The organism is Blautia sp. AF17-9LB (assembly GCF_003479185.1).
Taxonomy (GTDB): domain Bacteria; phylum Bacillota; class Clostridia; order Lachnospirales; family Lachnospiraceae; genus Fusicatenibacter; species Fusicatenibacter saccharivorans.
Genome location: NZ_QUGU01000011.1, coordinates 102,850 through 125,674, shown reverse-complemented (window position 1 = coordinate 125,674; position 22,825 = coordinate 102,850). Strand labels below are relative to the sequence as shown.

General features: G+C 36.5%; 38 protein-coding genes. 34 read left to right on the top strand and 4 right to left on the bottom strand.

From position 1 onward, the window contains the following. Window positions 1–29: 29 nt before the first annotated feature. The 7 genes from DWX00_RS13095 (at window position 30) to DWX00_RS13060 (ending at window position 5,350) form a co-directional block, all read left to right on the top strand. Window positions 30–713, top strand: a complete 684-nt coding sequence (locus DWX00_RS13095) for a response regulator transcription factor (protein ID WP_220389690.1) — start codon at window positions 30–32, stop codon at window positions 711–713. After that, the gene (locus DWX00_RS13090; protein ID WP_015529195.1) at window positions 710–1,762 is read left to right on the top strand and encodes a sensor histidine kinase; all 1,053 of its coding nucleotides are present in this window, start codon (window positions 710–712) and stop codon (window positions 1,760–1,762) included. Before DWX00_RS13095 ends, DWX00_RS13090 begins: the two co-directional genes overlap by 4 nt. Before the next feature lie 2 nt (window positions 1,763–1,764). Continuing rightward, complete coding sequence (locus tag DWX00_RS13085) at window positions 1,765–2,253, top strand: hypothetical protein (RefSeq protein WP_015529194.1); 489 nt, start codon at window positions 1,765–1,767, stop codon at window positions 2,251–2,253. A 523-nt stretch (window positions 2,254–2,776) separates the two neighbouring features. Then, window positions 2,777–3,217, top strand: a complete 441-nt coding sequence (locus tag DWX00_RS13075) for an RNA polymerase sigma factor (protein WP_015529193.1) — start codon at window positions 2,777–2,779, stop codon at window positions 3,215–3,217. Then, the gene (locus tag DWX00_RS13070; RefSeq protein ID WP_006858660.1) at window positions 3,198–3,455 is read left to right on the top strand and encodes a helix-turn-helix domain-containing protein; all 258 of its coding nucleotides are present in this window, start codon (window positions 3,198–3,200) and stop codon (window positions 3,453–3,455) included. Before DWX00_RS13075 ends, DWX00_RS13070 begins: the two co-directional genes overlap by 20 nt. Before the next feature lie 418 nt (window positions 3,456–3,873). Next, entirely contained in the window at window positions 3,874–4,077 is a 204-nt protein-coding gene (locus tag DWX00_RS13065) for an excisionase (protein ID WP_009905235.1), read from the top strand. Window positions 4,078–4,156: 79 nt separating this feature from the next. Then, window positions 4,157–5,350: a site-specific integrase gene (locus DWX00_RS13060; RefSeq protein ID WP_107571888.1), complete on the top strand. Its 1,194-nt coding sequence runs from the start codon at window positions 4,157–4,159 to the stop codon at window positions 5,348–5,350. Window positions 5,351–5,472: 122 nt separating this feature from the next. Here DWX00_RS13060 and DWX00_RS19710 read toward each other — a convergent pair whose 3' ends face one another. The 4 genes from DWX00_RS19710 to DWX00_RS13045 all read right to left on the bottom strand — a co-directional run bounded on the left by DWX00_RS19710 (window position 5,473) and on the right by DWX00_RS13045 (window position 9,052). Then, entirely contained in the window at window positions 5,473–5,907 is a 435-nt protein-coding gene (locus DWX00_RS19710) for a hypothetical protein (protein ID WP_158578860.1), read from the bottom strand. A 385-nt stretch (window positions 5,908–6,292) separates the two neighbouring features. After that, window positions 6,293–7,063: a DUF3825 domain-containing protein gene (locus DWX00_RS13055; RefSeq protein WP_118595501.1), complete on the bottom strand. Its 771-nt coding sequence runs from the start codon at window positions 7,061–7,063 to the stop codon at window positions 6,293–6,295. A 356-nt stretch (window positions 7,064–7,419) separates the two neighbouring features. Then, window positions 7,420–7,938 (bottom strand): hypothetical protein, encoded by a 519-nt coding sequence (locus DWX00_RS13050; protein WP_118595500.1) that lies wholly within the window; start codon window positions 7,936–7,938, stop codon window positions 7,420–7,422. 922 nt (window positions 7,939–8,860) lie between these two features. Next, on the bottom strand, window positions 8,861–9,052 hold the full coding sequence (locus tag DWX00_RS13045) for a hypothetical protein (protein WP_118595499.1): 192 nt from the start codon (window positions 9,050–9,052) through the stop codon (window positions 8,861–8,863). Between the two features lie 935 nt (window positions 9,053–9,987). On the opposite strand from DWX00_RS13045, the gene DWX00_RS13040 reads away from it, so the two are divergent. The 27 genes from DWX00_RS13040 to DWX00_RS12905 all read left to right on the top strand — a co-directional run bounded on the left by DWX00_RS13040 (window position 9,988) and on the right by DWX00_RS12905 (window position 22,813). Next, window positions 9,988–10,950: a hypothetical protein gene (locus DWX00_RS13040; protein WP_118595498.1), complete on the top strand. Its 963-nt coding sequence runs from the start codon at window positions 9,988–9,990 to the stop codon at window positions 10,948–10,950. A gap of 175 nt (window positions 10,951–11,125) precedes the next feature. Then, on the top strand, window positions 11,126–11,659 hold the full coding sequence (locus tag DWX00_RS13035) for a hypothetical protein (RefSeq protein ID WP_118595497.1): 534 nt from the start codon (window positions 11,126–11,128) through the stop codon (window positions 11,657–11,659). A 39-nt stretch (window positions 11,660–11,698) separates the two neighbouring features. After that, a complete protein-coding gene (locus DWX00_RS13030; protein ID WP_118595496.1) occupies window positions 11,699–11,941 on the top strand; it encodes a hypothetical protein in 243 nt (80 codons plus the stop codon). Further along, entirely contained in the window at window positions 11,928–12,164 is a 237-nt protein-coding gene (locus tag DWX00_RS13025) for a hypothetical protein (protein WP_118595495.1), read from the top strand. Before DWX00_RS13030 ends, DWX00_RS13025 begins: the two co-directional genes overlap by 14 nt. A 113-nt stretch (window positions 12,165–12,277) precedes the next feature. Further along, window positions 12,278–12,691 carry a hypothetical protein gene (locus DWX00_RS13020; protein ID WP_118595494.1) on the top strand — a complete coding sequence of 138 codons (414 nt, stop codon included), beginning with the start codon at window positions 12,278–12,280 and terminating at the stop codon, window positions 12,689–12,691. Window positions 12,692–12,769: 78 nt separating this feature from the next. Continuing rightward, window positions 12,770–13,132 (top strand): type II toxin-antitoxin system RelE/ParE family toxin, encoded by a 363-nt coding sequence (locus DWX00_RS13015; RefSeq protein WP_118595493.1) that lies wholly within the window; start codon window positions 12,770–12,772, stop codon window positions 13,130–13,132. 2 nt (window positions 13,133–13,134) lie between these two features. Further along, window positions 13,135–13,416: a helix-turn-helix domain-containing protein gene (locus DWX00_RS13010; protein WP_118595492.1), complete on the top strand. Its 282-nt coding sequence runs from the start codon at window positions 13,135–13,137 to the stop codon at window positions 13,414–13,416. 128 nt (window positions 13,417–13,544) lie between these two features. Further along, window positions 13,545–13,718 carry a hypothetical protein gene (locus DWX00_RS19705; RefSeq protein ID WP_158578858.1) on the top strand — a complete coding sequence of 58 codons (174 nt, stop codon included), beginning with the start codon at window positions 13,545–13,547 and terminating at the stop codon, window positions 13,716–13,718. Window positions 13,719–13,802: 84 nt separating this feature from the next. Then, window positions 13,803–14,297, top strand: a complete 495-nt coding sequence (locus DWX00_RS13005) for a hypothetical protein (RefSeq protein ID WP_118595491.1) — start codon at window positions 13,803–13,805, stop codon at window positions 14,295–14,297. A 397-nt stretch (window positions 14,298–14,694) separates the two neighbouring features. Then, entirely contained in the window at window positions 14,695–15,810 is a 1,116-nt protein-coding gene (locus DWX00_RS13000) for a DUF6551 family protein (protein ID WP_118595490.1), read from the top strand. 353 nt (window positions 15,811–16,163) lie between these two features. Continuing rightward, the gene (locus DWX00_RS12995; RefSeq protein WP_118595489.1) at window positions 16,164–16,409 is read left to right on the top strand and encodes a hypothetical protein; all 246 of its coding nucleotides are present in this window, start codon (window positions 16,164–16,166) and stop codon (window positions 16,407–16,409) included. A gap of 19 nt (window positions 16,410–16,428) precedes the next feature. Next, complete coding sequence (locus tag DWX00_RS12990) at window positions 16,429–16,830, top strand: hypothetical protein (RefSeq protein ID WP_118595488.1); 402 nt, start codon at window positions 16,429–16,431, stop codon at window positions 16,828–16,830. Between the two features lie 240 nt (window positions 16,831–17,070). Then, on the top strand, window positions 17,071–17,373 hold the full coding sequence (locus DWX00_RS12980; RefSeq protein ID WP_118595486.1) for a hypothetical protein: 303 nt from the start codon (window positions 17,071–17,073) through the stop codon (window positions 17,371–17,373). 175 nt (window positions 17,374–17,548) lie between these two features. Next, window positions 17,549–17,731 (top strand): hypothetical protein, encoded by a 183-nt coding sequence (locus DWX00_RS12970; RefSeq protein WP_118595484.1) that lies wholly within the window; start codon window positions 17,549–17,551, stop codon window positions 17,729–17,731. A gap of 92 nt (window positions 17,732–17,823) precedes the next feature. Then, window positions 17,824–18,051, top strand: coding sequence for a hypothetical protein (locus tag DWX00_RS12965; RefSeq protein ID WP_118595483.1), 228 nt, complete (start codon window positions 17,824–17,826; stop codon window positions 18,049–18,051). A gap of 64 nt (window positions 18,052–18,115) precedes the next feature. Continuing rightward, the gene (locus DWX00_RS12960) at window positions 18,116–18,646 is read left to right on the top strand and encodes a hypothetical protein (protein ID WP_118595482.1); all 531 of its coding nucleotides are present in this window, start codon (window positions 18,116–18,118) and stop codon (window positions 18,644–18,646) included. 36 nt (window positions 18,647–18,682) lie between these two features. After that, complete coding sequence (locus DWX00_RS12955) at window positions 18,683–18,988, top strand: hypothetical protein (RefSeq protein WP_118595481.1); 306 nt, start codon at window positions 18,683–18,685, stop codon at window positions 18,986–18,988. A 32-nt stretch (window positions 18,989–19,020) separates the two neighbouring features. Further along, the gene (locus tag DWX00_RS12950; RefSeq protein WP_118595480.1) at window positions 19,021–19,305 is read left to right on the top strand and encodes a hypothetical protein; all 285 of its coding nucleotides are present in this window, start codon (window positions 19,021–19,023) and stop codon (window positions 19,303–19,305) included. Between the two features lie 87 nt (window positions 19,306–19,392). Next, window positions 19,393–19,632: a hypothetical protein gene (locus DWX00_RS12945; RefSeq protein ID WP_147398265.1), complete on the top strand. Its 240-nt coding sequence runs from the start codon at window positions 19,393–19,395 to the stop codon at window positions 19,630–19,632. Between the two features lie 231 nt (window positions 19,633–19,863). After that, window positions 19,864–20,298 carry an LPD11 domain-containing protein gene (locus DWX00_RS20155; RefSeq protein WP_243038013.1) on the top strand — a complete coding sequence of 145 codons (435 nt, stop codon included), beginning with the start codon at window positions 19,864–19,866 and terminating at the stop codon, window positions 20,296–20,298. Then, window positions 20,235–20,702 carry a hypothetical protein gene (locus DWX00_RS12935; protein ID WP_158578856.1) on the top strand — a complete coding sequence of 156 codons (468 nt, stop codon included), beginning with the start codon at window positions 20,235–20,237 and terminating at the stop codon, window positions 20,700–20,702. The genes DWX00_RS20155 and DWX00_RS12935 overlap by 64 nt, the downstream gene beginning before the upstream one ends. 2 nt (window positions 20,703–20,704) lie before the next feature. Next, window positions 20,705–20,884, top strand: coding sequence for a hypothetical protein (locus DWX00_RS12930; RefSeq protein ID WP_118595477.1), 180 nt, complete (start codon window positions 20,705–20,707; stop codon window positions 20,882–20,884). Window positions 20,885–20,960: 76 nt separating this feature from the next. Continuing rightward, complete coding sequence (locus DWX00_RS12925) at window positions 20,961–21,152, top strand: hypothetical protein (RefSeq protein WP_147398264.1); 192 nt, start codon at window positions 20,961–20,963, stop codon at window positions 21,150–21,152. Window positions 21,153–21,179: 27 nt separating this feature from the next. Continuing rightward, window positions 21,180–21,374: a hypothetical protein gene (locus tag DWX00_RS12920; protein WP_118595475.1), complete on the top strand. Its 195-nt coding sequence runs from the start codon at window positions 21,180–21,182 to the stop codon at window positions 21,372–21,374. Window positions 21,375–21,439: 65 nt separating this feature from the next. Further along, window positions 21,440–21,691, top strand: a complete 252-nt coding sequence (locus DWX00_RS12915) for a hypothetical protein (protein WP_118595474.1) — start codon at window positions 21,440–21,442, stop codon at window positions 21,689–21,691. 75 nt (window positions 21,692–21,766) lie between these two features. After that, window positions 21,767–22,048 carry a hypothetical protein gene (locus DWX00_RS12910; protein WP_118595473.1) on the top strand — a complete coding sequence of 94 codons (282 nt, stop codon included), beginning with the start codon at window positions 21,767–21,769 and terminating at the stop codon, window positions 22,046–22,048. Window positions 22,049–22,063: 15 nt separating this feature from the next. Then, on the top strand, window positions 22,064–22,813 hold the full coding sequence (locus tag DWX00_RS12905) for a hypothetical protein (protein WP_118595472.1): 750 nt from the start codon (window positions 22,064–22,066) through the stop codon (window positions 22,811–22,813). Window positions 22,814–22,825: the final 12 nt, after the last annotated feature.

The following is a 22,825-nucleotide window of genomic DNA, read 5'->3' as shown; positions in this document are numbered from 1 at the left end:
TAAATATTATGGGAAAGGAGGCGGACATATTGGCAAAGATAGTTGTGGTTGAAGATGATGTTTATATGCGAGAAGAACTGTTGAACTTATTAGAAAAATCGGGATATGATACGATTGGATTATCGGATTTTGAAAACGCAGTATCAGAAATAGCAGCATATTTTCCCGACTTAATTTTGCTTGACATCAATCTTCCCTTTCGTTCGGGTTTTGAAATATGTAAAGAGTTGAAAGCTAAACAGATTGGTACGGTACTCGTATTGACTGCAAGAGATAAATTGCAGGACGAACTGCACGCATTAGACTTGGGGGCTGATGACTATTTAACAAAACCTTGTAATATGTCACGTTTACTTGCCCGAATTAAAAATCTTCTTCGACGTAAAGAAGAACAGGTACAGCAAGGGTTACTTGATGGAGGTGGTTTTTTACTTGACCCGAATACCTTTACAATTTATGTAGGGAATAGCTCTTACCTTATGCCACCGAACGAAGGAAAAATATTACTTGCTCTCTTGAAAAATAGCCCTAAGATTGTTTCTAAAAAAGAATTATGCATTAGACTATGGGGAACAGAAGAATTTATAGACGAAAATGCATTACAAGTAAATTTTACTCGGCTGCGAAAAACGCTTCGGGAGTTTGGGCTTGAAGAACGTATAGAAACGGTGCGAGGGCAAGGATACCGTTTGAAAGAGCAGGTGGACATATGAATAAATGGAAAAATCTTTTAATTGCTATTTCTTCTAATCGAATTTGGTTTATAACATTTATGTGTTTGGATTTGTTCTTTATATTCCTTGCTTGGTTGGCTTACCCGGAATATTTCACAAGCTATGTTGCCTTGATAATTTTTGTTTCATTGGCTGCACTTACTATACCGATTACTATATCAATCAAAAAAAGTAACAAAGCTGATGTTGTTTTTCATAGTTTTTTATTGGAACCAGATGATACTAATGAATACTTACTATGTGAAATTGTACCCGCGTTATTACGTCCCTATGTTCGTGAATTGGGACAGCATTTGAGAACACAGCAGGAATATGTGAACGAACAGAAAATAAAGATTTCGGACTATGAACAATATATTGAAAATTGGGCGCATGAAATTAAAAAGCCACTATCGCTTATGACATTGTTATTGGATAATCGAAAAAACGAAATGTCCCCTTTAGTGCATACTCGTATGCTTTACGTGCGTGACCATGCGCGGCAAGATGTTGAACAAATCCTTTATTTTTCTCGGCTTGGTGCTGTCCATAAAGATTATTATTTTGAACCACTATCTATTCTTAGGACTTGTCGAGAAGCAGTTGAGGATAATGTAACTCTGCTTGAAGAAGCCGGATTTTCTATTGAGTTTTTGGGGAATGAATATCAAATTATATCCGACAAAAAAGGGCTAATGTTTATTTTAGGACAGATTATTAGTAATAGTGTAAAATATGCTGAAAAAAAATCTTCTCCCTTTCTTCAATTCTCAATCAATGAAGCTTCACAAAGTGAAGAAATCATCTTATCTATTAACGATAATGGAATGAGCATACCCATATCGGATTTGCCATTTGTTTTTGATAAAGGTTTTACCGGCGATACAGGAAGTTATTTAAGCCGTTCTACAGGCATGGGGTTATACCTTGTTCAAAAAATGGCTAATGACCTAACTATAAAAGTGGAAATACAGACTAATTCTTATGGTGGAACAACCGTAACCTTGACGTTTCCAAAAGTGGAACGTCCTTTCTTTCGGGAGGTGTAGAAATGCAACAACAGAGTAACGTAACAAACGGACAAAAGCAAAATTCTATTTTGGTATTGTTACTGAACTGGATAATTATTTTAGGAGTGTACCTTTTAATTCGTATTGTATTTATTGTTTTAGGCTTTCATTTATATACACCCCTTTTAGGCGGTTTACTTGCTATTATACCGTATCTTTTAGGAACAATATATTTATGGAAATCCTGTAATCAATACAAAATTTGGTTTTATGTATTGGCTATTCTTCTACCATCTATCGTTGAAAAAATCACATTATATTTGTTTGGCTCGTTTTTATATAATTTAAGTCCGACAAACATTGTTGAAGTTATGGAAACTATTGGTAACAATATGCCATATGTTAACTTCATTAAAAGTCAATCTGCACAATATTTAATCAATATTTCATTTTTTAATTGGACGTACATTATATGTAGTATTGTATTTTCTCTTGCTTGTGTTTTGTTTTTGGTAAGGCGAAAAAAGTGACTGAATAACCACAGAGAATAAATTTAGATATTGCAAATATTATAACAAATGGATATAAAATAGACTAAATCTGCCGCGCGACGGCAAAAGAAAAAAAGCCGTCGTAAAGCAGACATATTTTCACGCGCCTTTGAAACGGTGGCTTATGGAAAAGCCGCCGTTTCTTTTTGCTTAAAGCACTTTGACACTCTCTATCCCATGCAATCAGCAGGGGCGGTATATTGGGAGGTTGTCATTGTGAAAAAAGGAAAGAATGAATACATACAGATAAGGAATACCTTATCAAAAAAAGCCCGCCTCCTACAAGGGGTTATTGCGGCTATATATATGAATTGTCAAATCATCTGAATACTTCTTTTAATTCCTCTGCGCCTGTCCGAGTTTTTTCGGGCGGGCGTATTTTGCGTTTACAGAAGATTTTTTCAAAAACTTTGTCCTCTTTTTGGCAAAGCAAAAAGTCGCCTGTATTATCCCGCGAAAAGGGGAGGTACTACCGCCTTTCGGCAGAAAGGAGGTGAACACCATGACACCTAATCGCAGGGAATTTGAAAAGCAATGTGCGTTTCAAAAGTTCTGTAAATCAGTGCTGCACAACGAAGCGTGCAACGCCCATGAAGAAATTCGTCGGCGCAGAGTTCGGGAGGTTACTTTTTCCAACCTTGCCTTGCATGAGGAACGGCAACTTTATACCGTCGATAAGTATTTTCAAGACGAAGAAGCAGAGCCGTCTTATCAAATGGCAGGAAAAGAAATAACCCCAAAACTGCTACTTGAAGCTATCCGGGCTTTGCCCGAAGAACGGCGCAAAATTATACTGCTGTATTACTTTGAGGGATTGACTGATATAGAAATCGGAAAGCAACTCAATATCTCAAGAAGTACGGTACAGTATCGCCGGACAAGCTCCTTTGAGCAGTTAAAAAAATATTTGGAGGAAAACGCTGATGAATGGATTGAATGGTAAACCGACCGAGTACCCGGAAAATGCCCTTGTTCCCTATCCCGTTATTTTGGCGGCGAGCAAAGGCGACCCGGACGCAATGAAGATTGTATTGCAGCATTTCAGCGGCTATATAGCAAGTCTTTCCATGCGGAAGCTCTATGATGAGCGAGGAAATGTTTATTTTGGAGTAGACGAAGAAATACGCGAAAGGCTGCAAGCAAAACTGATGAGGGCAATCCTCACATTTAGGGCTGAATAAACCAACGCGGTATTGGAACGCTTCTCCCTTTTCCGTTCCATATCGCAGAACAGCTCTCTGCTCTTTGACAAAGAAAGCGGCGCAATAGAACGGCGACGCAGTATAAGGCAAATCGGATACGTTCCTTTTGTGCCGAGCCATGCGGTGGGTACGCCATGACCTTTTTCTTAACCGAAAAGCGAGCGAGAAATACCACACCGTAAAGCAGGGATAGCACCCTGCGGGCGATAACGCACAGAATATATAATGATACTTCCTTACAGCCATAGTCCGAGCGTTAGAAGCGTCGCAGGCAATGGGTAGGGCTTCGGCAGACCGCCGGAGGGGTGCAAGTCCCATGAGGTTACGCTAATAGCCGTCCGATTAAAGCCTATGTTACACATTAACTTTTGACCCATTAAGAAAGGGGGACGACAAATTGAACAATAACGACGTGCCGATTTGGGAAAAGTACACTCTTACCATAGAAGAAGCGGCAAAATATTTCCGTATCGGAGAAAGCAAGCTGCGGAAACTGGCAGAAGAAAATCCCGTCCCGGACTGGGTAATGATGAACGGAAACCGTATTCAGATTAAGCGGAAGCAGTTTGAAAAAATGATTGATACGGTGGACGCAATCTGATAGTGAAATCGAGCCTTGAATGTGGTACAATGTAGTCAAGCATATCAAGGCTCTTTCCATTATGGAAAGGAGCATAACGATGTCGGAAAAAAGACGGGATAATAAAAATCGTATTCTCCGCACCGGAGAGAGCCAGAGAAAAGACGGGAGATATGCCTACAAATATATAGACACCTTTGGGAAACCGCAGTTTGTTTATTCTTGGAAGTTAGTGCCTACGGACAAAACCCCGGCAGGAAAGCGCGACGATATAGCGTTGAGGGAAAAAGAGAAAGAAATCCAAAAAGACCTTGACGACGGTATCGACCATATCGGAAAGAAAATGACTGTCTGCCAACTCTACGCAAAGCAGATACGCCACCGGGCAAATGTGCGGCATGGTACAAAGCAGGGGCGAAAACAGCTCATGCGGATTTTGCAGGAGGATAAACTTGGAGCCTGCCGGATTGAAAATGTGAAGCTCTCCGACGCAAAGGAATGGGCGTTACGCATGAAAGAAAAAGGTTACGGCTTCAAAACTATCAACAACCACAAGCGTTCCTTAAAGGCTGCCTTTTACACAGCCATACAGGACGATTGTATTCGTAAAAATCCGTTTGACTTCCAGTTGAACACAGTCCTTGAAGATGATACAGAACCAAAGGAACCTCTATCCCCTACGCAGGAAGCGGCTTTCTTGTCCTTTGTGCAGCATGATAAAGTCTATCAGAAATACTACGACGAGATTATCATACTGTTAGGGACAGGGCTTCGCATTTCGGAACTCTGCGGATTGACGGAAGCTGACATTGACTTAGACAAACAGCTTATCCATGTAGACCACCAACTTTTGAAGATTGCAGACGTGGGCTACTATGTGGAAACACCTAAGACGAAAAGCGGCAACCGGGTTATTCCTATGAGTGAAAAAGTGTTGGAAGCATTTCAGCGGGTGCTGAACAAACGGAAATATGCACAGCCTGTTATTTTGGAGGGCTACACAAAGTTTCTGTTCCTTAACCGGAACGGCTTGCCAAAAGTGGCGGTCAACTATGAAAGTATGTTCCGGGGGCTTGTAAGGAAATACAACAAAACGCAAAAGGTAGCATTGCCAAAGGTAATGACACCGCACACCTTACGCCACACATTCTGCACCACGTTAGCAAATGCAGGAATGAACCCAAAGGCATTACAGTACATCATGGGACATTCTAACATCAACATGACACTGAACTATTACGCGCATACGACTTCCGAAACGTCGATAACAGAAATGAAGCGGCTGATTGCATAAGTAGTAAACGGAGAATTTACTACTCCACATACTACTTTTGAACATCAAAACATACGGGGATATAAGAAGATTTGAGAATATCTTCCATAACGAAAAATGCCGGAAAAGCCTGTAACAATAGGCTATACCGGCATATAAGAACTTTTGAAAAGATAGTCAAAAATTACTTTGTGATTTTGTTTTAAATCAATAATAACAAACGGAGTATCTTTTGTATCATCCCATAAACAAGAACAGTCTAAAATATATTCTTTTTGAGCGACTCCTTTTTGGATAATAATTCCTTTTTGAATAAGTCTATCTATTCCATTTTTTATATATACAGGGAATCGTTTAGAATATTTTGTAGATCCAGTTAGATAATAGCTGGCCTGAGAATAAGATATACAATGCTCTGTTGTGTATGTGACAGTCACTACAGTTTTTAAGAAACAGTACGCTGCAATTTCATAATTTGAAAAAGTAGAAGAGTGAAGTATATCTTTTGGTATAGAAATTTGAATTGATTTTAAATTTTGATCGTTAATAATTTTACCTCCATTTTTTACATGGTGCAAAAAGTGTATCGATTTTGACCACTACACTCCAAAACACTCCCGCTAAGTGGGCAGATTTTGACCACTTTTTGCACTTAATTAATTATTATATAAATATATAATTATTATATGAGATTAATTGCACTCCTTTCGGAGTCCAACTCGTACATCTTTTCATTCTCTGTTCTTTGTCATAAAATTTATTTTTCTGTTGTGATCAGTTTTAAATTATTGTCCATAGTAAATATCTCCTTCGCATTTATGATTTTCTTTGATATTTGTTTATTCTCCATGCTATTTGAATCGTTTTTGTGTTTTATGATTTGTCAATTTTTGATTTTGAGCATAAAAAATAGCAGACAAGATTTCTCTCATCTGCTATAGGAATGTATTTTCATATATTATTTTATTCTTCTTCTCTTGCATTAATTGTATCAAAGGATAACCAGAACACATCAGGCTTAGAAATAATCCTTGCATCAATGTATGCCATCTTCATGGAAAGACATGTTCTTGCTTGGTAACACTTTCCATCTATTTCATTAAGCACCAATGCAACGTCAGGAATATTATTTTTGTTGAAATATAATGGAATCATTAGCTGAATCCTGTTATTGTAGTAATGAGGAATAGCAAGCTTATAATTCGCAGTAACCTTTTGAATTGAAGAATCGATTACTCCTTTTAGTGTTTCCAATGCAAGATCACTTGTCCGAATACGTTCTGGTAAACGCTGCGCTGTATTAAGGTCATCTAAGATGTGTTCATAATGAACATTAACGGGATAATGCCAGTTGAATATGAGTTTGCCTGGATCAGAAAAGTAATCAGCTCTTTCTGGTAAATCAATGATTTTTAAATCGCCTAGCTCATAACGATCTTTGAATCCTTTAAATATCCAACTTGAATAGCCTAATCTATTATTAGGTTCTGCATATACATAAATTGGTTCGTTATAATTATCATATAGGCCTGTATTAAAAATACAATAATATTTTGCTGTAACGATTTTCCCTTCACTCTGCAGTTTTTGGAAAGTGTGTTTCATATAATTTTTTAAAATTGAATAATCGTTTATATTTCCAAAAGACCACGGCTCTGACTGTGCTCTTTTTGCTAATTCCGCCATCTGAGCATTGTAATCTCCCCAATAGAAAAAGCTATATAAATCATTCATGCCCAACAGTCCTTTATATTTTTGATATTAATAATTTTAGCATAATTCGAACAAACATTCAAATGGTAAATTCTGTATATTATATAGGTATATATGAAATAGAAGATCGTTTTATGCTGGAGTTTAAAAGTAGCCCCCCATGGTGTGTCTGGTATGAGAGGATACAGATCATTTCTTGGGTATGATCGTAGGAGAGTATGTGAGATTATTTGTTTAGAACAAATTTTAATGTGCTTAGTGGATAGTTGTTATGGTATGGATATAAAATTGATTTAAAATCTGTAGAAGTATCTTTTTGTATAGGGTAGGTGATTTTTATGGTCATCTACCCTTATTTTATTTGAGTTATTTCCTATTTAAAATGTGATGCTGACACTAAGTTTGATTCTGTACATATAATTGTTTGCCAGTAAAGTCGATCCGAGACAACAGGGAATTGATATTTCGGTGCGTTTTTCTAATTTATTATATCCTACTACAGATATACGAATATCATCTTCTGCAGCGAGTCTTTGTAATTCTTTTAAATATTCATCATATGCAGATTGGTTTGTAATAATATAAGAGATTACGCATGATGTTTCTTGTACTTGTCCAGAAAATAATCCTCTTCTATGCATGGTTGTTCTTGTTTCACAGACTCGTCTGACATATTCTGCAGCTTCTGGTTCGCCTGAATAGGAATCCGGATAATAGCAAGAGATATATTTATGATTGCCTATAGTTGTGTACTCATTATGCTGTGCTTTGGAGCGTAAAAGATCTTTTACACCAGAATAATCAAGTCTGGCATTTGTTTGTGCTTCAGATGTTGCTTTGACCTGGATCTGCTTTTGTGTTGGGGTAAGGCTGGACAATTCATCACGAAATGACATGATTTTCCTCTTTTCTTGTATAGGTTGACAGTTTATAGGGTATAGGTGTTTGAATGGATTCTAGGTCGATTATAATACTGTTTTGTCCTTAGATCAATAGTAAGGATGATTTGTGATGGTATGCGTGGATGTGAGAGTAGAAGAGAGCAATTTTTGCGTGGTGAAATACTTATCGTTAGAGTTTGGAATTTATATGGATTATTTTGGAACGGATGTGTGAAAGTTGGAAATGAAATATGAATGGTGGAGTGATTTTAAGGCTTGATTATTGGGATTAACGATAAAGGGTACGATAAGGTGTTTTGTGGTGAAATGATTGGATTTTTGGCTTGATTATTGGGTAAATTTGGGATTGTTTTTGGATGGGCGGAATGGGATGGTGATGATGAGTTTTGGAGTTAGTGTGTGGATGAACCAGCTATGTGAGGTTTCAGAAAATTCAGACAATTTACCAGTTTTAACTACCCCCCAGTCTGAACATTCAGACAATAAACAGATCACATCACTATTTTACCCCGAAAAACAGGTATTTTATAGGGCATAACACAATTCTAATACAATTCAAAAAATTTTGACAATAGATAAAATTTTTTCTATTGTTTGGTAAAATAAAAATTTTTGACCATGGCGCGCATTATTCCGGTGGCAAGGTGACGTAAGGTCATATGTAAAAATTTTACATATCGAAAATAGTAATGATTACTATTATCAAGTTATCCACATAAGTTTTCCACATTATCCACAATTTCCACATATGCAAATACTAAACAAAAAGTTTACCAGTACTAAACCTCACATTTCCATAAAATCAATAATAGTAACCATTCCTAATTTTCTAAACTGACTATTAGTCACAAAAATATGACCATTAGTCATAAAAATATGACCATTAGTCAACCTTCTATTCCGGCACGCTTTGCAGTCAATACCCCTTTTTGTCCAGATCTGCTTTTATTAATTTTTTCAAATATTCGGTCACTTTGATATTATTTTCTGATAAATATTCTTGCAATCTATTGTATTCTGATATTTCTTTTTCAGTGTACTTTATTCTTACTTCTTTGCATTTTGCCTGATACTTTCTAACAGCTTTCTTTTCTGCTTCTGTACTCATACACAATAACTCCTTTTGCATATACAATAATAAATTATTTTATTTTCAGCACTTTGCACAATAAACTATTGCATCTATTGTGCAATATTACTGTTCGTCAATATGCTGCATAACATTACTATTTGCACTATGTTTGTTGTTTATATTGTACAATTACATTTAACTAACTAGCAATATGCATAAAAATATATATGTAGGCACTTATAAAACCGTGATTATTTTACTAAAAAATACTTGAAAAATGAGTGCCTACATGCTATACTTGACTTGTCAATGAGGGATGACCTTAATTGATACGCGAACGGTCGTTTCGTTCGCGGTGTTTCTTCTTCTGTATACCGGACACCGCCCGGGATTGTAACTGTCAACCTTAGTCTCAGTATCTATTACGCGGACGTGTAACCGCTCCGCGGATGGCGGAAAATCCATCTGCATTCTATTCTTGCATGAGTTCGGCAAACTAATTTGCCCGGTACAAAGTCCATACCGAATAGGACTATTCCCAGTTGAGCGCGCGAACGTCGTGAGATGTACGCGAACGGGTAACACGAGTAACCGTCTTCAAATATCTGCTTAAAATCAGCAGCACTTGAGTGGTAAACAAAGTGGGCGCGTGTGATGATATGCGTTTTCCCACCTGTACACGGGATATACAGACTACATTCGAACGAAACACCTTTTCGTAGTGGTGGCGCTCAAGTCGCTCCCTACAAATTGCAATAAAAAAAGTGGTGGCGCTCAAGTCGCTCCCTTTTCGGTTTACGTGTTCCATTAAAATACGTCGCGGGACGTTTCCCGTAAGTCGTGGCGCTCAAGTCGCCCGCTTGAAATATTGACGAAAACGTGAGTTTATGAGCGCCGAAATTGTTTCAATACATATCTTATCAATTTTGTTTCGCCGTGTCAAGTACACGGCATTTAAGGAGGAAAAAACCATGATGTATAACATTCTGAAAGTAACCCGCAACGAACTTGCTTCTATCAACCTTGTTTCCGGAACTCGTCTTGTAGTAGATGAAACCGCGCTTGTCTATAACCGCGTTGTTTTCGATCTCGTTTCGGACGGGATTATCTCACGGTCTTATACCGACTTTAGCGAACTGTCACTTGTCGGTGTAGTTCTCACTCCAGTTCTGTACAAAAACGCCGTTTTCGCTGCTTGTATGGAACAGGAAAAAACAGCTTCAGAAAACAAGTTAGAAAGTTTTCTGAAAACGGTTGAAAAGTCTGAAGCGCGCGCAAAAGAGCTCGAAAACAAGCGTGATGTATTCGAATTGGATCAGGAGGAAAGCACAGAATACTCAAAGCTCCGCGCGTTTCTTCTCACATCGGAGGACGTAAGAATGGATCTTGTCAACCGCCGTGACGCACTCCGCAACGCGTGTAACGAAATTTCCGGTATCATTTCTCCGGTATACGTTGCCCAGGTGAAAGGCACGGGAAAACAGTTGTTACATTTTGAACTGTTTTGTTCCCTTGCTTCCGGAAACGTTTCGGACTGGAAAAAGGTTTTTGAAAAACCTTTACAGTCAGCCCAGCTTTACCGCCATGAATTGGGACGCACTGGTGGTGAGACAACGGAAGATACAAAAAAATTATATCTGTCATTCCGGTCTGAGATGGAAAACCTGTTTTCGCGGTTTTCTGTCACAAAGTCGGACGGGAACAAGGTACTTGCGTCTCGTTCCATCAGAATGACCCCAACGGAATTAAATAACCTGGCGACCCTTGTTTCTGGTTTCAACATTGAACAGGACGGAAACGGAAAATTCCTGTTCAAGACAGTGAACTACAAGAAATTTGAACGAGTTCTTGTAAAAGCAATCGTCCTGAAAAAACAGGGTGGAAAGTTCGAAATTAAGGGCAATCTGACTTTTGAACAGAAGAAACAGAAATAACCACGCAATCGCAATATAATCGCCCGTGACCGTCAAAAGTTACGGGCGATTTTCAACACTTATTTTTTTAAGTGCTTTTTGATACCCGAAAATGGGCGTTGTGTGTGCAACGTCTTTTTTGCGTACTTAAATTTCCAGCTTTGCAATGAAAATAAGAAAGAAAAGAGGGAAAACCATGTGTAAAATTTCAGAAGTGTTTAAAAAATGCTCAGATACGCGTTATCTCATTGCAAGAAAACAATTCAGAATGGCGGGAAAACTTTTCCCAGTAAATGCCGTATATACTCAATATGACGGCGTTCGGTACGTGTGTGACTCGTTCCCAAACTATAAAGGAAACCGCGTTTATTTGTATGTGTGGGCTTTCAATTCGGTTTATAACGAATGGGAACGAGATATAATCGCCACCTATAGCAAGAATGAGTTCGAACGGAAACTTGCGTGCAGCATCTGGAAAGCTCATAAAGAAAGTAAAGCGAAATCAGTTCACCCAATCAGAGAATGCAAACCGGAAAATTTCGATAAAATGATGAAAAGCGCGGTTACAAGAAAGAAAGGCGGTGGATCTGGGCAGCGATTAATTCCTGGAATGGAAGCACGAGATTTTGGACGGTCAGAACCGGAATGGAAAGAACACACAACTTATGCTCATTGGGAATTTTCTGGTAATGCATCAATGATTTCATTATCTTGTGGTTATGACTATTAAGCAGAGAATGTAAAAAGGTAAAACAGGAGGTAGAATAACATGAACGCAATCCAGGCAGAAAACGCAATGATGGTTACAATTAAAAGCAATCATTTAGAAAATGACAAGGCAACCATGGGTATTTTCAATGCTATCTGTAATATGTTATATACTACAGAATTAGTAGAAGAATTAGCACCGGCTTTATTATCCGTGTTTATCAAAACTGGAAATTTCAAGGCAAACAATGCGTTGAAAGCATCAAGAATGATCTTAGGAGGAAGAGAAAATGAAAAGAAATGATATTACTTGTATTCCGATGACAAAATTTTCACGGCGTCACAGAGAAATTGCGGAACAGTTCGTACCGGAAAACGTAGAAGATACTTTGCGGAAACTGACAGGAATGTATGATTCCAGAATCCAACAACGGAAATATCTGGAAGATAACACAATGGAAACCCGTGTATGTAATGTAATTGCATTCGGGATTCCTACACAAGTAGAAGTTACATTCTATTTGTAAAACAAAATAACAGAACCGAAAAAGGCGTTTTTGCAATGCAAAGCAAGAATGTCTTTTTTTGATGCAAAAATTTTCAATTTCACAAGGCAAACTCAAAATAAGGAGGAACTACTATGTTCAAAAAATTAACAGTAACACTTCTCACCCTTACCACCATCTTTTCCGGAATCTCTGCTTACAACACCACCAGAACAGCAGCAGAACCAGTAAAAGCAGTATCACGGCAGAACTCCGCAACGGAAACCAACAACCGAAAACTTGACTATTCCGCCGAACAGGATTACAGCTACGCCGATTCGTTTATTTCTGACATTGTAGACTGGAATACAAACGGAGAAGAACTGTCTCTTATGACTTCCGACGGTTATGAGTTCTACTCTTATAAATCAGCCGACGAGTACGATTTTAACAAGGCATACGTCGCACTTGATGACATCACCGACGTAGAAAAGGAAGAAGGCAAAATCCGTATCTACACAAAAGATGGAAGTGTTTATGAGATTTTCGGACTGATAAGAGAAAACTGAAAGGCAAACATAAAATTCTATCTTGTACAGTTATAACAAATATGTTATAATAAATTTGACGAAGGAGGAATATAATAAATGTATACAGTAGAATTTTATAAGGACGTCAACGATCATTGCGAAATTGGAGAATATTTCGCAGAGCTTGCGGAAAAGGCAAAGATAGATAAAAACGCAAGAATCAACATGAACAAGATTGCAGAATATATTTTGTTGCTTAAGCGAAACGGCACAAGAATCGGATATCCTGTAGTTCGACCGATCGAAGGAGATGTTTGGGAACTGCGACCATTAAAGAATCGAATTTTCTTCTTCTACTGGAAAGAGAATAAGTTTGTGTTACTAAGTCATTACATGAAAAAGTCGCAGAAAGCACCGAAAAGAGAAATAGAAAAGGCAAAGGCAAACATGCGAGACTGGTTAGAAAGAGAGGGAAAATAGCTATGAAAGAGCATAAAAATTTCGAAGATATGTTCAATGATCCGGAATATTTTTCCGAAGAAGACAAGGCAGAAATCAATTTTGAAGTCGCATTGATTGAGAAAGTAAAGGAGATGAGAGAGTCCAGCGGATTCTCTCAGACCCAACTTGCAAAGGCAAGCGGAGTTAAACAGTCAGCGATCGCCAGAATGGAAAGTATGAAAGCAGTGCCGCAGATTGACACACTTATTAAATTGCTTGTACCAATGGGATATACATTAGATATTGTCCCATTGCGGAAATAGTCCTTATAAACTAAATACTGTATACATTTTAATAGCAGCCATCACGAAAACGATGGCTGTTATTTTTGTACTCAAAATTCGAAAAAGGCAAATAGAGAATAAAACAAAAAGGCAAAGGAGAAAAAGAAATGAGAGATAAAATTTTAAAAGCAAGTTATATCCTGGCATGGATCGGCGCATTTTCGTCCCTGCTCAGTTTGGAAGCTAGTATGTGGAATATTATTCCATCTCTTCTGTGTCTTACTTATGTCGTAGCTTTTGGTGAAGCGAACAACGGAAACTGGATCATTTCGCAGCACTAAGAACTATGTAGTATAAATGCATAACTTATAATTATGCATAATATATACATAATCAAATTAATTAAGAAAGGGAAATTAAAAATCATGAGAAAAGTATTCGAAATCAAAGTAACAAGTAGCGCAAGTTTTTATTCTTATCTTGCATTATCTGGAATCGACTTTAAAACAAAAGAGAAACCGGAAATTATCATCTTTACCTGTGATATGACAGACGCAGAGTTCGCGGCAGCAGTCCAGTATTGTAACAAGCTGGCGGAAGAACGGAAATTCAACGAGTCTGTAGAAAAATACAAAAAACTGCATGAAGAATATATTACTATTCAGCAGGTAAAAGAAGCGTTAGACGATCTGTTCCATGACATCAGCTGTCAGGTATTGTACAAGCAGAAAGAAGCAGAAAGAGAACTTGCGGAAATCTGTGTAAAAACTATTAAAAAGACAACGCTAGAATTTATCCTTACTAAGAAAGAAATTATTGACATTGTAACGGAAATCGGATTCAATGCGATGATGAACAATGATCGGTTGACAGAATTTCTTCTTCCTGGTTGGAATGAAAGCTTTTATAAAATCCAGTAAGGCAAAACCATAGAAAGGAGCTGATGCACAATCACACAACGCAAAATAGAAGCATGGTCACTAAACCGTCGTATAGAATCTTTACGGCAAATGGATCGTAGATTAGCAGAACTAAACATTGCAAGCCGTGATACGATCTGGAAAGAATACGGTGGAGGACTAAGAGAAAATAAGAAGGCAACGCTTGAAAATTGGAAGCGAATTGCCGAAGATGACATACTATATGATAATGCTATATATTGTTATATGGTATGTACGCTAGAACCATATACATTATGTGGTTTCGAAAACTGAACCCAGAGCATAGAAAAGCAGGTTGAAATATACCTGTTATTTTTATGCTCAAAATCAAAGGGAAATTCAAAATAATAAAACATAGAAAAAGGAGATAAAAATTATGTGTAAAATCAATGGAGTAAAATTAACAGAGATGAGAGAGAAAGCTGGTATGTCACAGAATGCACTTGCAAAGAAACTTGGAGTTGCTGAAAGCACAATTTCCAATTATGAAACAGGTCGAAGTAATCCGTCGGAAGAGAAAGTAGACAAAATCTGCTTTATCCTGAAGATCAATAAAGACGACATCGAAATTCATGATGTAGGATACAGCTTTTCAGATTCGATGGGAAAGACATATGAAAAATATAGAAGAGCAAAAGGATTTCGGCATTATATGACATCAGTCGATTTCGAAAATTGGATTAATGAACAGAGGGATTTTGATGCAGAAATGGAAACATCGGAAGTAAGCAATGCATTACGGTATCCTTTGACAGTAGGAAATAAAAAATATATAACAATCAACCCACTGTTTGTACATATTCCAGACTGGCAGAGAAGTACGGACATGGTAAAGGCAAAAGAGATTGAAGAAAATTTCAATGAATCGAAATTCGATCCGATCAAAGTGTTCCTTATTGATGGAAAATTATATGTAGCCGATGGCGCACATAGATTAGCTGCATTCATTATGAAAAACAATCTGTTAGGAAAAGCAGAAAAATTAAAAATTCTGGTTGAGATTATTGATTGTAAAACAATGTGTGAGGCCGTATTAGTTTTCTTAGGACAGCAGGCAGGAAGGAAACCTATGTCGGTTAGTGATATGTATAGAGCTGGTATTGAAGCGAACGAAGAAGATTATATTAATTTCAAAATGATTTTCGATGCATACAACATCCAGATCTCAGCTGACCTGAATCGGAAAGAAAATCCTATTGGGAAAGTTACACCAACCATGAATCTGTTAAGAATGGCAAAGCGCAGACCTGAATCGCTTAAACATGCAATCGTTATGATTAAAGAATTGAATTGGTGCGGATCTACAGAAAAGAATGCATTCACACAGCGAAATATCAATGTTCTTCTGAAGATGGAAAGCATTCACGGAACGGAAACATTAAATCTTTTGAAGAAACATTGTAGCGGAGCAGCTTTCTACGAAAGTAAGGTATTTCCTGTTAAGAGTAATGCACAGTTGTTTGACATTCTGGAAAGCGAAATCAATAAATAATACATATCTTACATACATAGCAAGCAATACATATACATATTTTACATAGGGAGTTCGGAATAAGAAAGCACCACCTTATCCCTCCACATATATATAGGAAGAAACACCGTCAGCCTAGCTAACTGATGGTGTTTTCTTTCACTCAAAAACGCAAACGAGAAAGGAGAATAACGATTATGTCAATGGATGATTTACGGAATCTGCTTTCGGATGACGAATATGCAGGACTTGAAGAGTATTTATCCGAAAGCGAAAGTGAAAATTAAGTAGTCAGACAGTGCAGAGAAGGTAAGTTACCTTGTCTGTGCTGATGTGATTATTTGATTCAATCACAAGAAAGAGAGGAAGAGAAAATGAAAGAAACATTACGGTATAACTTATTAAAACAGAAACGGTTTACAGATTTATCTGTAGAGCTGGAAACAAACGACGATCTTTGGAATGAAGTTCGTGCGATGTTTGAAGGGAAATTGCAGGAAAACGAAAATGAATTACGTGTGACTTCTTTGGTGAATTACTGCAAAAACAAAGAAGATGGAGAAGTTTTTCTCGAATCATTAGAGGAGAACTTAGGAATTAATCTAATCGAATTTGTATAAGAGAGAAGGGAGAATAAAAATGGAGACACGACATAATCCAGCTGGCTTTGATTATGAAATCATTGCCAAAAAGAAAGAGTACGCACTCATCAAAATGGAAAGTACAGAAGAGTACAAGATTGTATCTGATATCTGTGCTGATGGAAGTTGGGCTTACACTGTCTGCTCATGGATGTATGGAAAATATGGTAGAGAAGAATATCTGGTTATGCAGAATGCGATTGATTCATTTCGTGCTAGAACGGAAAATACATACATTCCACGTTCACGCCTGGAAGAACTTGCAACGCAATGGAAAGATACTCTTCTGGAAGAATGTAATATGGCAGACGAAGAACAGTATGAATATTTCATGAATGAATGTGCTATGGATGATGCAGAATTAGAATTTTTCGGATTATTAAAAGGAGACGATGAATAATGTCGAGACGACGAAAGCCAAAGGAAGTTCTGGACTTTGAAAGGGAATATTTATTTCCTAATGGATTCAGAGAAACAAGAGTAAACGGAAGAGATGGTACTGGATCGCATTTGCATTATTTAAACCGTGTAACTCACAAGAGAATTGAAGTAAACACACGGCTGAACAGAGAAGTAAAAGCAAGACTGATTAAAGAGAATAACCTTATGTCGAATAAAAAAGTGAAAGGAGCGAAAAGAATTGAGAACGCAACAATGTGCTGTATTTGATCCAGATCATTACAATATAATTGATATTACCAACTACGAAAAATACCGTCAGCATATTGAAGAACAACGGAAAATGGAAATCCAGAAAGCGAAAGCCAAACGCAAAAGAGAACGGCAGCGTAAAAAACTTATAGCACAAAAAATCTTTTGCGTGATACTTATGGGCGTTGGGTATCTACTTATTAGATATGCAAGCGATACCTGGCCGTTAGGGGTAACGTTCATTTTATTTGGGCTGTTATTAATCACAGAAAGGAAAGCGATTTTATGGTGATTTGGATAAAAATCTTTGATCGGTACGAACCCGTACTATATGTACAGAAAGACGCTTTGCGGCATATGACCGTCTTGTATGTAAGAACAAAAAATACAATGGTTGATGTATATATGAGTCTTGACGGTCGATTATTTGCAACAAGAAAATCTGTAAGAGAAGGAGGCAAGGGAATGTGTACATTGTAGCAAGTAATGGTGTAGAAACACAAGCCAGAAAATTAAAATCAACTGTTTCTCTTCCGAAAGCGAAAATGCTGGTAGAAAATTTGCGTGATACAGATTATCTTGGGCTTGAGTATTGGCTGGAAGATGATGATGGGAACGAAATTGAAACGGAGGTAATAAAACATGGTTGATATTCGCACAGTAACTATTCATAAACCAGAAAAAGTTTTTGGTTGTTTCTATGGATTCATCGGATGAAAGAGAAATTTCAGAAGGGAGAATAATGGTTAAGTTTGATTTTTATGCAATATATGTTGAAACAAGCGAAAGAAGCGGTGAAGTTGTAGATATATTTTCTTCTTTTGAAGAATGTATGGAGCATCGGATGGAACATGCTAATTGGTTTTGTCCGAAGGGTGACATATGGATTTTGCATATCAACAACGGAAAGAACTTTAGACCATCTGAAAAATGGCATGTAAACGCAGATGGTTCAATTAAAAGTTACTAAAATTGTAGCTTAGTGTAAGAAAGCAACATTTCATAGGAAGATCAGAAAGACAAATGGTGATTATATGGGATATGGTATTATCTTTAAAACAAAAATTGTGAACTTATCAGATGGGAGAATTTTACATCTGAGTTTACAAGGTTGTAACAATGACAATGAAGGCAGAAAAAACGATGATTGGCAAGGGAAAATTTATACAAAAGAAGATTTTATCAAGTTTGCAGAAGGATTCAAAAATGATAGTAAACCATCCAAAGAATCAGAGGGCTTTGACTTGAAAATCGGAAGTAGATATTGTACTTATTATGATTATGGAATGCACTTGTTGAGAATGCTGAAAAAGTCAGTTACTTACGATGAGTTAATTCATTCTGGAAAATATGTGTCATTCAATAGAATTGATGGTGTGACAGTATTTGAAAATGACAAGCCAACGGAAATGACAATGAAGGAGTTTGACGATTATTTCTACAAGAAACTTTATAGTAATGCAAGAATTAGATACAGAATCAATTATACATTCTTAGAAACGGAAGATGATGTCATAAAGGCATTTGATGACGAAAACTCAGTAAGAATTTATATTAGCAAGTAGTTAGAAATACGTGTTTCATAGGAAAGGTATAATTGTATGACAGAAATTAAAGTTTTAAATCATTCTGTTGTGATTAAAGGAAAATCTTTTGATGAGTGTAAGTCGGAGTATGACAGAATTTGTACAGGTGTAAAAGAAAACTGCGCAACAAAATGTAGCTTAGAAAAGTTGATATTTTCGGATATGACTGTTACTGACGATGAATGTATTGCCGTTTTTCAGATACCGAAAAGTCATAATACAGATCCGTGTACTTGTATAGGCGTAACTTTAAGCGGTAACTGGAAACAGTATTATGAAAAAACGAAGATATTAGATTTTTTTGATAACATAACCCAATGAAATTAAGATTTCAAGAAAAGGAGTGAAGGCAAATGTTTAAAGTTGGTGATTTAGTATATGTATCTAATCCAGATACAAAGTACGAAGAAGAATATGGTGTACGATTTCATAAAAGTTTCTTTGGTACAGTAACAGAAGTTACGGACTATGGAAATGAAATTTGTGTAGAAGTAAAATTCCCTGCAACACCAAATGGGTGTAAAATAGAATGGGCTTACAATGCAAATGAATTATCACTTGCAAAGGAACTCAAAGATATGACCATTGAAAAGTTAAGCAATAAATTTGACCTTCAGGTTTTTGCAGAATATCTGTAAGGTTTAGCAACTAAACAAGATAACGCAAATCAAAGGCAGTTAGGAGAATAAATACCTAGCTGCCTTATTTAATTGGAGAAAAAGAAGATGACAAAACGTCAGGAAGAAATTATTAAAGATAACTTGCGGTCTTATAAGGCAAACTTCGACTTTATTAAAATTGAAGATGCTGATTATGGGGGTGGATTTTATGTTTTTACCAGTGAAGAAAGGGCAAAAAACGGAGATTGGACGCAGTATTGCTACAACATTGATTACCTGAATGGTTGGTTATACGGATGTGTTCAGGCGGCAAATGGGATTATGAAGAGAAAACAGGAGGTATAAAAATGGAAAAGGAAAGAAAATTTAAAGGCGAAATGAAAAAAAGCATGGGAAGCAGCCGGATGGCGTGAAAGATTTGCCATTGATAATGGAAATAAGACCATTGTTTATGCGAACGGTCATAAATGTTTACGGTTTACATATTCCAGATACAAAGAATATCAGGATGCAAACGGGGCGATTTATGACACAGTAACAAAACAGTGGATCGGATAGAAAGGCAGGTTGAAAAGTATGAAAGTAAAATATGTTGGGTTTGGTGGATACATGGAAGTTCCATGCTACGAAGATGAAAATGGGAAGTTGTATTTTGACGAGAACAATGGAGAAAACGGACTTAATCTCTACACAGGTGCTTATAGAACCGAATGGGATGAAATCTGTGGTGAGCCATGTAATAGAGTAACAGAACCAGTTGAATGCGATGATCCTTTTGTTCGTCATCCAAGAGAAAAGGATTACATGTTATTAGACAGAATGAGAAGTGATTGTAACTATTTCTTCGGAAATGGAAACGGTTATGAAGGTCATCTGTGGGGTGGCAGTGTAGAAGCAATTTGTGACGAAATGGAACGGATTTGGAACTCACTGGAAGAGAAACCGGAATGGTTGACTTTGGAACAGATAAAAGAATACAGAAAAGAAATGATGAAAGTGAGGATGAAATAATGAAATATATACCAAGAAACAAATACTATCAGATGATTAGAGAAACTGGAAGAATCCCAGATAAAGAAGAATATGACATTGCCGATTTAGATTTGTCAGTGTATCCATTGAACGAAGATACAAAACGGATTGCGAACGTAAACTTCATGGAAGAGACAGAAGATAGAAATGGAAACTATATGTTGAGTGGACATTGGATGTCTGATTTGAGCTATCAGTTCGCAAAGAAATGCAAATTCGATTTAGTGCAGGTAAATGGTTATAGCTCTTACGCTTATTCAGATGAACAGATGGCGGTATTTACATATTGTGAGGGAGATATTTATCTCACATTATTTACTGATAAAGCGAAATATAAAGCTGAAAAGGAAGGAACAATTAAATTTTATGAAGAGGTATATTGATTATGACATATAAGAGAAAGACGAAAGATTGTTATGCAATCGAAGGAAATTGTGGTTATGGATGGGATATTGAGTGTAATTGTGAAGATAGAGCAGATGCAAAAGCACAATTGAAAACATACAGAGAAAACGTAACTTACCCTGTGCGAATTAAAAAGTGGAGAGAAAGGATTAGTGATTGATATGCAGATTTGAAATCGTATTTCTGGAATGGTAAGAGAGATTGTTATGTACTTGGATTGGAAGGGAGCGAAAGTTATGTTTAAATGTGAAATCAAAACAGGAAATGCAGCATTTTGTGATCCATATACAGGAGAAGAGAATAATATGGATGAGGCATTGGAACTTAAAAGAATCTTAAAAGAGATTTGTGAAAAGCTCGAATATGGAGAAACAAGCGGAACAATTATGGATATCAACGGAAATAAGGTTGGTAAATGGAGTAGATAGGAGTGCAATTTAGAAGGAAGAATTATCATGTGGATATTTGAAGCAAAATACGATGTTATGGACTTAGAAAGTTCTATCAAATCCATAAAACGTAAAATAGAATTTGATGGAGATAACTTCTTTGATACAGAAGCAGAGTGTTATCACTATGCTATGAGCAAAGCGTTGGAAATGAAACAGAAAAACGAGTGCTTGGGTAACTTGGAATTCATAGCTTGCTGAAGCGAAAGCTAGATAAAAACATGAATGAAATATTAGTTTCAATTTAAGAAAGGATGGTAGTTTTTATGAAAAAATATGTAGTGATTTGTTATTCTGTACACGAAAAGGAAATTGCAAGCCATGATTCATTTGATAATGAGGATGATGCGTATGCATTTCTTGAAAAAGATGCACAAAATACTTATGAGGAAGAAATGAATAATGCAAGTAAAAAAGATAGAGATAAAATTGATTTTACAATAAATGATGATGGAACAGCAGATCTTTCATCTTATGATGGAGAATACGAATGGACATGGGAAATAATTGAATGCTAATAAATAATATGTTTTACAGAGAATAATAAGGCAGATGCAGAAATGTATCTGTCTTATTTATTAGGAAGGAGAAAAATGCAAAATGTAAAATTTGTAACAAAAGAAAAAGACAAAACAATCACCTGGTGTACTACAAATAGGTTGATTGTGTTTAGAGACTTTATGCAATATGTATTAGACACATATGATCCTCATAAGTTCATGATCATTGACATTGAAAAAAATGTAGTCTACGACATGTATAGAATTGCAACGGAAATGTATGAGATGCGAAAGAGAACTTTTACAGAACGGATGAATAATATCCAAACTGGCAAGTGGCTTAAGTATTCAGATGAAGAATTAAAAAATATGTAAAGGAGATAAAAAGCAATGAAACACAATCAGGTTTGTTATTATGTTGAAAGAGGATTTAACGGGAAATTATATGTTTCGTATGGAATGTACGAATATGAAAAAACGTATGGTGGACATAAGGTATCACGGTTAAGACCACCAGAAATAAGACTAATAAATGGAGTTCCATTTGATGATTTTCAGTCAGAAACGGAATTTAAAAAAGTTCCTAAAGGATGGACATATAGCACTGATTTATATACCGTAACAGAAAACCTTGATAAAAAAGAAAAAATCAATGCAGCAATGAAAGGTAGATATTTTACATGTCCATCGGATCTTCAGTGGTTATTTGATAATGGTTATCTTGTCAAAATGGAAAATGTAGAACCAATTATTGAACCAGAATTTAATCACGATACATATAGATTGAGAAAGAAATATCCTGCATGGACGCAGTGCTATGGAAGTCATAATGACAGATATCCAGATGAAGTTTTTGAGACATATGAAGCTGCTGAAAAAAGAATGCATGAGATCATGGAAGAGAATTATAAACGATCAGTTAAATGTGCATTGTTAGATTTCTATGAGGATTTAGAATGGGTACTGGAAAAATATGAAGCTGAACACGGTGGAAGAGAAATTGCAAAAATTAAACAGAACATTTTAGCAAGACCGCATTTAGAAGATATAATGTTTAGATATTATAAAGGAGATATCCTCATTGTATCAAAAGAAGCACATAGAAAAAATACACACATTGAATGGGAAAAGATAGCATAAGAAAGGTGAAGA